Origin of the sequence: Vibrio bathopelagicus (assembly GCF_014879975.1) — a bacterium.
Taxonomy (GTDB): domain Bacteria; phylum Pseudomonadota; class Gammaproteobacteria; order Enterobacterales; family Vibrionaceae; genus Vibrio; species Vibrio bathopelagicus.
Map to the genome: position 1 here is coordinate 1,768,784 of NZ_CP062500.1, position 11,923 is coordinate 1,780,706.

Annotated in this window: 11 protein-coding genes; 3 read left to right on the top strand and 8 right to left on the bottom strand. The window is 45.1% G+C overall.

The annotated features are described in order from the left end of the window. Positions 1-66: 66 nt before the first annotated feature. The 3 genes from IHV80_RS07795 to IHV80_RS07805 all read left to right on the top strand — a co-directional run bounded on the left by IHV80_RS07795 (position 67) and on the right by IHV80_RS07805 (position 3,239). Positions 67-1,101 carry an extracellular solute-binding protein gene (locus IHV80_RS07795; RefSeq protein WP_192890658.1) on the top strand — a complete coding sequence of 345 codons (1,035 nt, stop codon included), beginning with the start codon at positions 67-69 and terminating at the stop codon, positions 1,099-1,101. A gap of 227 nt (positions 1,102-1,328) precedes the next feature. Next, the gene (locus IHV80_RS07800) at positions 1,329-2,366 is read left to right on the top strand and encodes an extracellular solute-binding protein (protein WP_017059627.1); all 1,038 of its coding nucleotides are present in this window, start codon (positions 1,329-1,331) and stop codon (positions 2,364-2,366) included. Positions 2,367-2,450: 84 nt separating this feature from the next. After that, on the top strand, positions 2,451-3,239 hold the full coding sequence (locus tag IHV80_RS07805; RefSeq protein ID WP_192890659.1) for a GGDEF domain-containing protein: 789 nt from the start codon (positions 2,451-2,453) through the stop codon (positions 3,237-3,239). A 195-nt stretch (positions 3,240-3,434) separates the two neighbouring features. Here IHV80_RS07805 and cobB read toward each other — a convergent pair whose 3' ends face one another. From cobB to IHV80_RS07845, 8 genes are all read right to left on the bottom strand, one after another. Next, on the bottom strand, positions 3,435-4,169 hold the full coding sequence (gene cobB, locus IHV80_RS07810) for a Sir2 family NAD+-dependent deacetylase (RefSeq protein WP_065205195.1): 735 nt from the start codon (positions 4,167-4,169) through the stop codon (positions 3,435-3,437). A gap of 271 nt (positions 4,170-4,440) precedes the next feature. Next, the gene (locus tag IHV80_RS07815; protein ID WP_192890660.1) at positions 4,441-5,661 is read right to left on the bottom strand and encodes an ammonium transporter; all 1,221 of its coding nucleotides are present in this window, start codon (positions 5,659-5,661) and stop codon (positions 4,441-4,443) included. A gap of 377 nt (positions 5,662-6,038) precedes the next feature. Then, positions 6,039-6,455 (bottom strand): hypothetical protein, encoded by a 417-nt coding sequence (locus tag IHV80_RS07820; RefSeq protein ID WP_004742273.1) that lies wholly within the window; start codon positions 6,453-6,455, stop codon positions 6,039-6,041. Continuing rightward, entirely contained in the window at positions 6,439-7,512 is a 1,074-nt protein-coding gene (locus tag IHV80_RS07825) for a formate dehydrogenase subunit gamma (protein WP_192890661.1), read from the bottom strand. The genes IHV80_RS07820 and IHV80_RS07825 overlap by 17 nt, the downstream gene beginning before the upstream one ends. 13 nt (positions 7,513-7,525) lie before the next feature. Beyond that, a complete protein-coding gene (gene fdh3B / locus IHV80_RS07830) occupies positions 7,526-8,134 on the bottom strand; it encodes a formate dehydrogenase FDH3 subunit beta (protein ID WP_010440854.1) in 609 nt (202 codons plus the stop codon). Between the two features lie 11 nt (positions 8,135-8,145). Continuing rightward, positions 8,146-11,001, bottom strand: coding sequence for a formate dehydrogenase subunit alpha (locus tag IHV80_RS07835; protein WP_192890662.1), 2,856 nt, complete (start codon positions 10,999-11,001; stop codon positions 8,146-8,148). Positions 11,002-11,011: 10 nt separating this feature from the next. Beyond that, positions 11,012-11,212 (bottom strand): twin-arginine translocation signal domain-containing protein, encoded by a 201-nt coding sequence (locus IHV80_RS07840; RefSeq protein WP_029225905.1) that lies wholly within the window; start codon positions 11,210-11,212, stop codon positions 11,012-11,014. Between the two features lie 76 nt (positions 11,213-11,288). Then, a complete protein-coding gene (locus IHV80_RS07845; protein ID WP_192890663.1) occupies positions 11,289-11,921 on the bottom strand; it encodes a TorD/DmsD family molecular chaperone in 633 nt (210 codons plus the stop codon). Positions 11,922-11,923: the final 2 nt, after the last annotated feature.

Below are 11,923 nucleotides of genomic sequence, written 5' to 3' on the forward strand. Positions count from 1 at the left end.
GGTAAATTGCCATTCTGTTTTTCTATCTAGTGCCTTCGGGCAACGTTTAGTTTGGAGCTAACGTCAATGAAAAAATGGGCTACTCTATTAGCTGGTAGTGCATGTGCGCTTTCAATGTTATCTGCACCATCGTTTGCAAAAGATAACAAAGAATTGGTATTCATGAACTGGGGACCTTACATCAATAGTGAGATCTTAGAACAGTTCACGGATGAAACTGGCATCAAAGTGATTTACTCGACTTACGAATCGAACGAAACTTTGTACGCGAAATTGAAAACGCACAATAAAGGTTACGACCTTGTGGTTCCTTCAACCTACTTCGTGTCTAAAATGCGTGACGAAGGCATGCTTCAAAAGATCGACAAAACCAAGCTAAACAATTTTGCGAATCTAGATACAAACTACCTAGATAAGCCATATGATCCGAACAACGACTACTCTATTCCACATGTTGTCGCTATTACGGGCCTTGCAGTTAACACAGATATGTACGATCCAGAAGATTTCCAAAGCTGGGCTGACTTATGGAAGCCTGAGCTTGAAGGTCAGCTGATGATGATGGACGACACGCGTGAAGTGTTCCACATCGCACTGCGTAAGTTAGGTTACTCAGGTAACACAACCAATGAGAAAGAAATAGACGAAGCCTACGCTGAACTGCGTAAGCTGATGCCGAACGTTCTTGTGTTTAACTCAGACAATCCTGGCGCGCCATACATGTCTGGTGAAGTCGGTCTTGGTATGCTTTGGAACGGTTCTGCTGCGGCAGCGCAAAATGAAGGTCTGCCAATTAAACTGGTTTTCCCTAAAGAAGGCGGCATCGGTTGGGTTGATAACTTTGCTATCAGTTCTGGCGCAGTAAACGTAGAAGCAGCTCATAAGATGATCGACTTTCTACTTCGCCCAGAAATAGCAGAGCAAATCTCTCGCGACACTGGTTACCTAACGGCAGTTAAAGCGTCTAATGAGAAGTTCAAAGACAGTCCTGCTCTGTTCCCATCGCAAGAAGACCTTGACCGTGTTGAATGGCAAGCTGCGGTTGGTGATAAGACTGTGAAGTATGAAGATTACTTCATGAAGCTTAAAGCGGGTCAGTAAGCGAGTTCGTTATCTAATTGCTCTGGTCAACAGGCGCTAATAAGTAACTGGTTTACTTAACAACCCTAGTTAGATAATAAACACGTTAAAAATAAGAATATCAATGAATAGGCAGCTTAGGCTGCCTATTTTGTTATATCACTGCTATAATCTAGCGCGATTTTTAGAAATCCATTTACTTTGGGTTCACTACCCAGCTCCAAATCAAACAAATGAACGGAACAGTAATGAAAAAAACACTGTATACCGGCGCATTGTGTGCTGCTACTTTACTTTCTACACCCTCTTTCGCAGCTGACCAAGAACTGTATTTTTACAACTGGTCTGAATATATTCCAAATGAAGTACTAGAAGACTTCACAGAAGAAACTGGCATTAAAGTCTATTACTCAACTTATGAGTCTAACGAAAGCATGTACGCTAAGTTAAAAACTCAAGGTACGGGTTACGACTTAGTGGTTCCTTCTACTTACTTCGTTTCTAAGATGCGTAAAGAAGGCATGCTTCAAGAGCTTGATAAAACTAAGCTAAGCCACTTTGCAGATTTGGATCCAAATTACTTAGATAAGCCATTTGACCCAAACAACAATTACTCGATCCCATACATCTGGGGCGCAACGGGTATTGGTATCAACTCAGATATGCTAGACAAGTCTTCAGTTAAAAACTGGGGCGATCTGTGGGATACACAGTGGGAAGGTCAACTGATGATGATGGATGACTCTCGTGAGGTTTTCCATATCGCACTGTCTAAACTGGGTTACTCTCCAAACACAACGAACCCTGAAGAGATCAAAGAAGCATACGAAGAACTTCGTAAGCTAATGCCAAACGTATTGGTATTTAACTCAGATTTCCCAGCGAACCCTTACCTAGCGGGTGAAGTGTCTCTTGGTATGCTTTGGAATGGCTCTGCTTACATGGCTCGCCAAGAAGGCGCAACGATTGACATCATCTGGCCAGAGAAAGGCGCTATCTTCTGGATGGACAGCCTAGCGATTCCAGCAGGCGCTAAGAACACTGAAGCGGCACATAAGATGATCGACTTCCTTCTTCGCCCTGAAAACGCAGCTAAGATTGCTCTAGAGATCGGTTACCCGACGCCAGTTAAAACGGCTTACCCTCTTCTTCCTAAAGAATTTGCTGAAGATAAGAACGTTTTCCCACCACAATCAGTGATGGATAACGGCGTTTGGCAGGATGAAGTTGGCGAAGCGAGCGTTATTTATGACGAGTACTTCCAAAAACTTAAAGTAAACAACTAGATTGTTACCGACAGGTTAATAAAGCGGCGTAAGCCGCTTTATTTTTATCTATACTTTATATAGGATGGCATTAAACGACATGGAGTGCGTTATAGTATGCCGGCGAACCCGATATTATTGGTTGTGACTCTGATGCTTCTTGCGTCTTTCTTGATGCTCGGTCTGAGTTCATTCATCCACATAGACTCTAATTACGACTTGTTTTTCGAAACAAACACCCTCGTGATTACTATGTACATCTACTACGTTGCTCGTCATGCCATTCGCCCTCATAAAATCCTCCGCTGTGGGGCTCTACTGCTTATTTTCAACCTATTTTATGATGTGACCACAGAACTCAAACATCTCGATGAATGGGCAGACAGAAACGAACTACTCGACACCTTTCTTGAAGATGGCTTATTGCAAATAGCTTTCCTACTTATTGCCTACGGCATTACTGAGCTGACAACTCAATTAAAAGATCAAAGCAAGCAAGATGAACTAACCGGTTTGTATAACCGTAAGAAATTCGATGCGATCAAATTGAAAGAATTCGAACTTATCTATTTCGATTTGGACGGTTTAAAAACGGTGAATGACCGTAAAGGCCATAAAGTCGGAGACCTAATGATCGTTCGCTTCTCTCAGGCTTTAAGCCAAGCGGTATTAGAAGATGAAATGGTGTTTCGTGTTGGCGGCGATGAGTTTGTCGCAACGGCGCAGCTGGGTCGTGGTGGTGAGTTCGTCAGCCAAGTTAACAACCTACTACACGGTGAAAACATCTCCTTTTCTTACGGCATCGAAGTCACTTGCCAAGAGGACTTTCAACAGGCGCTTGATAAGTCAGATAAGGCGATGTACGAAATGAAAAAAGCACAGCGTTCCGTTTAGGCTAGCTCTTAATCTTCAGTGATTTGAGGTTTTAAGAGGCCGTTATTTGCTTTACGCACAAACTCTTTATGAACAAAAAAAGCAAACACCCATCTGACTTGCGTGGTTGCAGTCGGACACGTATCTGCCTTCTTAGCTAGACGTAATAAATACTCTGTAACTGCTATTACCTAAGCAATAACTGCTATAACGAGTTTAAGCGGTTAAAGAACCTTTCTCTACAGACAACAGCTCACCGACTAATTTCGGCACTTCGATACTGGCTTTACCGTAGCGTTTCTCTTCAAATTCGCTCTCAACCGCACTAGGTTCGAGGTTGATTTCAATCGTATGTGCGCCATGCATTCTAGCGTCATGTACAAAACCTGCCGCTGGATAAACCACACCTGACGTACCGATCGAGATGAACAAATCCGCTTCTTCTAACGCTGAATAGATGTCGCCCATTCTTAGTGGCATTTCGCCAAACCAAACAATATGAGGACGCATTTGAGCGGGGATTTGGCAGCAATGACAAAGCTCACCGGTTTCGATATTGTCTTTATGTTCGATAACCTGATTGGATTCGCTGCATCGCGCTTTTAATAGTTCGCCATGCATGTGGATGATATTGCTGCTACCGCCGCGCTCATGCAGATTGTCGATGTTTTGAGTGATGATTGTTACTTTGCCATCTAGCTTGTCTTCAAGCTCTCCTAGCGCCTTATGGGCTGAATTTGGCAGGATGCTTTCGCTTTGTAAGCCATGACGACGTTTATTGTAGAATTCTTGTACCAAATCTGGATCTTTTGCAAAACCCTCAGGTGTCGCGACATCTTCGATTTTATGGTTTTCCCATAATCCGTCTTGTGCTCGAAATGTTTGTATCCCCGACTCCGCTGAGATTCCGGCACCAGTAAGAATTACGATATTTCTGTATGGGAAATGCATATAACGTCCTTTTAGATATGTCACTTTGTAACAGCTTAGCACTGTTCAAATTCCAACAATAGTTTTAGGGATTAGACCATAGTCTTAGCCAACTGAATTCATTGGTTATTTGTGACATAACTCGCTCGATATCGGCGGGTTAAGAATGAATAGGCACAAAAAAGCGACCGAAGCCGCTTATTGTTTATTAAATCAATGTTTATAAAGCAAATGTTTGTTAGGTAACGTCGCTCAAACCGTTGACGCGATTTATTTTTAAATAACGAATTGACTAGTCTTCATTGATGGATGAGATCTTGTGGATAGCAAGGTCAGCACCGTTGAACTCGTCTTCTTCACTTAAACGTAGGCCTGTTAGTTTGCTCAACACACCATAAACAATGAGTGCGCCAACTAGAGCCACAGTGATACCCGCCAAAGTACCGACAACCTGAGCAGCAAAGCTCACGCCCCCTAACCCCCAGAATGCTTGTTGACCGAAGATACCCGCTGCAATGCCACCCCAAGCGCCACACACGCCGTGTAGAGGCCACACACCAAGTACATCATCAATCTGTGTTTTGTTTTGCATGTACGTGAACAAGTAAACAAACAGTGCGCCTGCCACGCCGCCAGTAACCAAAGCGCCAAGAGGATGCATCAAGTCTGAACCTGCACATATTGCCACGAGACCAGCCAAAGGACCGTTGTGAATGAAGCCTGGGTCATTTTTACCTGCGACTAAAGCCGCTAGAATACCGCCGACCATTGCCATTAATGAATTCATCGCAACTAGGCCGCTGATGCCATTGATAGCTTGAGCAGACATCACGTTGAAGCCAAACCAACCAACACATAAGATCCACGAACCAAGCGCTAAGAAAGGAATGTTAGATGGCGCGAAGTTAGTGTGTTTGCCAGCACGGATACGGCCTTTACGCATGCCGAGGAAGTAAACTGCAACCAATGCAATCCAACCGCCAACGCCGTGAACGACAACAGAGCCCGCGAAGTCATGGAATCCGTAACCAAATTGGCCTTCTAGCCACGCTTGGAAGCCAAAGTTACCGTTCCAAATGATGCCTTCAAAAAATGGGTAGATGAAACCAACGGTAAACAGTGTCGCAATCAAAATTGGATAGAAACGTGCACGTTCTGCGATACCACCAGAAACAATCGCAGGGATTGCTGCTGCAAAAGTCATTAGGAAAAAGAACTTCACCAACTCATATCCATTGCCTTGCGATAACGTTTCAGCGTCAGCAAAAAAATGAGCCCCGTAAGCGACCCAGTAACCGATAAAGAAGTAAGCAATGGCGGAGACACCAAAATCCGAGAGGATCTTAACCAGCGCATTGACTTGGTTCTTCTTTCGAACGGTACCGACTTCGAGAAAAGCAAAGCCCGCATGCATCAGGAAGACCATGATCGCGCCGAGTAATAGGAATAAAGTATCTGAACTTTGGGTAAGGGTTTGTACTGCACTATGAACTTGAGTCACCGTTTCACTCATTAAAGCATTCTCCTTCGCTTTATCTGATTTGCACTGATATCGTGCGATTCAATGTTGTAATTAATTAAAGACTCAACAGTGAACGCAAGATGTGTTCCAAGTGTGCGGCGCAATTTTCGTGCAACAGATTTCAAATTTAACCACTTGATTAATAAGTGATAAATATTTTTATGCACTTTTATGGATCTTGAAAATTGAAAAAATCATAACGACAATTGCACCAAATAAGGGAGTTGCACCATATTGAAGCGGTCAATGAATGGCTTAAAAAGTAGAGGTTGGCTCGGTATGTTTACCGTTGCTAAATGCCTAAAAACAAAAAGCCCAGTGAAATAATCACTGGGCTTTGCTTTTGAGCTTTAGCTAACGCACTAGCGTTACAGGTTCGGTCCTGTCGACGGGTTTTGCGGTAGATTTTGACTTAAACGTTGCATGCCTTGATACATACGGATAAACCAAACCACAATCGCAACACCACCAAACAACATGCCTACGTATGGAATGTAGTAAGCGATGTCATCAATAATATGGTTTTGATACCAGTAGTCGTTCACACCGATTAACACGCCATTAGACGTCGCTACTGTAACAATCAGCACGACAAAGAACGTCAGGTTCAAGAAGAACGAGCGAATCAAGCCGTAGTAATGGGTGTCCACTACTTCGCCATCTTCGCCTTTATCTAAACGATAACCAGCGTAGATAATCGCAATCACACCAGAGATAAGACAAGTAAATGGTGTAAAGCAGCTTAGGATGTAAGCAACCCAAATACCTTTATGAGGTTTGTTCATTCTTATTCGCCCCTTCACTCTTCTCTGTTGCCACGTTAGTGTTTTGTTCAACACTGTCTTTCTCTTGTTCCATCACTTCGTTGTACCAAAGGTCATGGTGTTCTTTCGCCCAGGTCTCATCAACTTCACCGGTTACCATGCCTTCTAATGCGCCTTCCATACCGAACAGGCCTATATAGATGTGGAACACGAAACCACAGATAAGGATCAGAGCAGCCAACATGTGGACTAGGTTTGAAAGCTCCATATCTCGGCGCGTTTGACCGAAGATTGGGAAGTCCAATACCAAACCACTGATTGCAGCTACACTACCCATTACGATAAGTAGCCAGAACAGCGCTTTTTCACCCGCATTCGAAAACTCTGCAGATGGATGAGAACCTTTATGTTTCCCTACCATGCCGCCCAGTTTCAAGAACCACTGAATATCGACTTTCTTGAAGATTGACTTGCGCCACCACTTGATAAGCACTGCCATCAATAGCACGTAGAAAATCGGGCCAATGTAGTTGTGGTATTGCTTTGCCAATAGAACGATGAAGCCCCATAAATCGGTTGGGATATAAGGTTTCAAAAAGTGTTTACCGTAAACCAACATCAAACCACTGAAAGCCAGTGTTAAGAAGGTAAACGCCATACTCCAGTGCAATGCGCGGTCAAGTCGGGACCAACGTTTGATCTTACGTCCCGTTCTTGGTGCGCTCAGCATTAGCGGGCCAATCACAACGTACATCAAGGTCACAAAAGCAATACTACCGAAAATAGCGACTGCACCCGCTGGTGACATCCACTTCTCTTTCAATATGTACCACGTTTGACCTGGAGTACTGATCAACACACCGTGCTCAGCCGATTGAGATGTGGTGTAACCTTCCTCACCGTTTCTTACTTGACGCCAAAAATCAGCGCCAGCAAGTTGCGTGATTTCTCTTTCAGCAGAGCTCGATTGAGTTTGTGATGAGTTCGTCTCAGATGCATGACTCAAAGGAGACAGCATTGTTAGTGCTGCCAATATTGGCAGCACAACAAGGAAGAGACGCTTAAACATTGTAAGCATATGTCTCTCCTAACTAGCTCTTCATCGCATCGTAAGAAAGGTCGTTGCCGTCTGTCCAACCGGCACCTTTCGCACCGCGTTCTACAACACGCTGACGGAAGATATCAGAGACTTGCTCAGCATCACCTGCAAGTAGCGCTTTTGTCGAACAAAGCGAAGCACACATTGGTAGCTTGCCTTCAGCAATACGGTTAGCACCGTACTTCTGACGCTCTTCAACAGAACCTGGCTCTGTTTCAGGGCCGCCAGCACAGAAGGTACATTTGTCCATCTTACCGCGCTCACCAAATGCTTCCTGTTTAGGGAATTGAGGTGCACCAAACGGACAAGCAAACAAACAGTAACCACAACCGATACATAGATCTTTATTGTGAAGTACGATGCCGTCTTCTGTATGTTCGAAACAGTCTGCTGGGCAAACTGCCATACAAGGCGCATCAGTACAGTGCATACATGCAACTGAGATAGAGTTTTCACCCGGTTCGCCATCGTTCAGTGTCACAACGCGGCGACGTTGAATACCCCATTCCAGAGCATCATCATTTTCGTTCTTACATGCAGTGACACAACCGTTACATTCGATACAACGTTTGGTGTCACAAAGAAATTTCATTCTAGCCATTTTAAGACTCCTTACGCTTTACGAATATTACAAAGGGTTACTTTCGTTTCCTGCATCAACGTGACAGGGTCGTAACCGTATGTGGTTGCTGTATTGGCTGCTTCACCAATAACGTAAGGATCAGTGCCTTCAGGGTACTTAGAACGCAAATCTTCGCCTTGGAACTTACCACCGAAGTGGAACGGCAAGAACGCTAAACCCGGTTTAACACGACGAGTCACCATCGCTTTCACCTTGATGCGGCCTTTCTCTGCACCTTCAACCCAAACATCATCACCATCTTTAAAGCCGATGTCGTTCGCGTCTTTAGGGTTCACTTCAACGAACATCTCTTGTTGAAGTTCGGCTAGCCATGGGTTTGAACGTGTCTCTTCACCACCACCTTCGTACTCAACTAAGCGGCCTGAAGTAAGAACGATTGGGTATTCCTCTGATTTATCTTGGTCTTGAATCGACTTGTATAGCGTAGGAACACGGAAGATAGCTTCTTTATCATCCCACGTTGGGTAGTCCGCAACTAGGTCGCGACGTGGTGTGTAAAGCGGCTCGCGGTGCAGTGGTACGCGGTCTGGGAATGTCCAAACAATCGCACGTGCTTTTGCGTTACCAAAAGGAATACAACCGTGCTTGATTGCCACGCGTTGAATACCGCCAGAAACGTCAGTCTTCCAGTTTTTACCTTCAGCAGAGGCTTTTTCTTCTGCTGTTAGGTCATCCCACCAACCAAGTTGTTTCAGTAGCTTGTCACTGAACTCTGGGTAACCATCTTTGATTTCGCTGCCTTTCGAATAGCTGTCTTCAGCCAGTAAGCTTTGGCCTTCAAATTCCACACCGAAACGAGTACGGAAGTTACCGCCGCCCTGTGCAACAGGCTTCGACGTATCGTAAAGGATATGCGTACCTGGGTGCTTCATCTCTGGCGTACCCCAACATGGCCAAGGAAGACCATAAGTCTCGCCATTTGCAGGCCCGCCTTCTGCTTCCAGAGACGTTTTGTGGAATGTGTGCCAGTTTTGTTGGTGCTCTTTCAAACGCTCAGGGCTTTGACCTGTGTAACCGATCGTCCACATACCCTTGTTGAATTCACGAGTGATGTCTTCGATAAGCGGTTGGTTGTTCTCAACACGGATGTTTTTGAACAGCTGTTCAGAGAATCCAAGCTTCTTAGAAAGAAGGTACATGATTTCGTGGTCAGGTTTAGATTCGAACAGAGGATCAACCACTTTGTCACGCCACTGTAGAGAACGGTTTGATGCCGTTACACTACCGTAGGTTTCAAATTGAGTTGTTGCTGGAAGCAGGTAAACGCCGTCAGTACGATCGTTCATTACTGCTGCAACGGTTGGGTATGGGTCAACAATAACCATCATATCCAGCTTCTGCATCGCCTTTTTCATCTCTGGACCACGAGTCTGAGAGTTCACCGCGTGACCCCAGTAGAACATGGCACGGATGTTTTCGCGTTGACGAATCTTGTCTTTGTCTTCAAGTACGCCATCAACCCAACGAGATACAGGAATACCTGCACTGTTCATTGGTTTTTGACCGCCGTATGCGTTGTCGTCGAAACGTCCCTTCACCCAATCAAAGTCGATGTCCCAAACTTTAGACCAGTGACGCCAAGAACCTTCAGATAGGCCGTAGTAACCTGGTAGTGTGTCTGACAATACGCCAAGGTCAGTTGCGCCTTGTACGTTATCGTGACCACGGAAAATGTTTGCACCACCGCCTGATTTACCGATGTTACCCAGCGCAAGCTCAAGTACACAGTAAGCACGTGTGTTGTTGTTACCAGTAGTATGTTGAGTACCACCCATACACCAAACGATACAACCTGGGCGGTTTTCAGAAAGTAGTTTCGCAGTGTGGTAAACGTCTTCTTCACTAACGCCAGTTACACGCTCAACCTCTGCAGGACTCCACTTTGCGACTTCTTCACGGATCTCGTCCATGCCGAATACACGTTGGCGGATGAATTCTTTGTCTTCCCATTTATTAGCAAAGACATGCCATAATACACCCCAGATAAACGCAACGTCTGAACCTGGGCGAAGAGATACGTAGTGATCAGATTTCGCAGCGGTACGCGTACGACGAGGATCCGCAACAACGATCTTACAGTTGTTTTTCTCTTTCGCGATTAAGATGTGTTGCATCGCAACTGGGTGAGCTTCTGCTGGGTTTGAGCCAATGAATAGCATCGACTTACAGTTGTGCATGTCATTGAACGAGTTTGTCATCGCACCGTAACCCCAAGTGTTTGCAACACCGGCTACTGTAGTTGAGTGACAAATACGCGCTTGGTGGTCAACGTTGTTGGTTCCCCAAAGCGACGCCATTTTACGAAATGCGTAAGCTTGCTCGTTACTGTGTTTCGCACTACCCAAGAAGTAAACCGAATCAGGGCCAGACTCTTTACGAAGTTCTAGCGCTTTGTTGCCGATTTCTTCAATCGCTTGTTCCCAAGAAAGCTTCTTCCACTTACCGCCTTCCAATTTCATTGGGTACTTAAGACGACGTTCACCGTGGCCATGCTCACGCAGTGCAGCACCTTTTGCACAGTGTCCACCAGCGTTGAATGGGTGATCGAAAGCAGGCTCTTGACCCGTCCACACGCCATTTTGAACTTCAGCGTAGATACCACAACCCACAGAACAGTGAGAACAGATAGTACGTTTTACTTCTGTTTTCGCTTCTGGGTCGACTGATTTAGCCTGTGCTTTCTTCATCATGCCCGGTGCGAATAGACTTGCGCCTACAACCGCGCCACCAGCAGCAAGTGAAGTGTTTTTCATGAAGGCGCGACGAGACACACCTAGCTGATTGGTTTCTTTGCTCACACTATCGGAGCGTTTGACAAGTTTCATCCGTTATCTCCTAAAGTGTGTCGTAGTAATCGCGAATATGTTGCGTTTCGCGATAGCCTGTCTTCTTCACGTCTTTTTCAGGCATTTCAACAGTTTCTGAAGCGGTTGCCACTTTGGTTGTTCCAGCGACAACGGCACCAGCAACGGCTGCAGTCGTTAAACCTTTGAGTAAGTCTCTACGGCTTGTATCTATTTCTTTATTATCTTTCATCATTGCTTCCTTACCTTGCGGTAGATCTTTTTGGAGGCTTCATGCCCCTCTATCGATATAATCGCGTACTGCTCGATTACTCGTAATCAGTGACGTTTTTCACATCAATCTTTAATTTGTGTTTACTGCTTTTTGTATTCACGCTGAAACGCACTTGTTCCAACGTTAAGAATGCTTCACATAGCTGAGCTGCAGATTTGTAGAAGTTCGCGCTTCCCGCCCCTTCAAGCTGACGCGTGAAAGAGTTGAACCAAGGGCCAAGGTGTTTATTGAATACCGCTTGTTGAAGCGCCTCTTCTTCACCCGTTAGCATTGCCATCACTTCACACAGCGCTGCGATATGATCTTCTGGCTCTTTCACTTGATCATCACGCTCAATGCCTAAAAGCTCTAAGTCATGACGAATTTCAGCCAATGGCTTTTCCATCATGGCGCCAGTGCGATGCCAAGAACCAAATGGAACGACCTCTCCACGACCAATGCCGATGAACAAGTCTTGATATTCATCTTCTAGTGCTTCGCGATTTGATTCAGTTGCTGCTTGTTGAATCGCAACCCAAGCCTTTTGCATGGCACTTTCTGATGCTTCAATGTCTAGCGTCTTTAGAAAGTTGATCACCTCTTCAGAAGGTGCGCTACGAAACAATGCAGAAAGAACCAAATAGATTTCAGTTCTTAGTGTCTGTTCTTGTTCTAAATGAGTATCCAAGG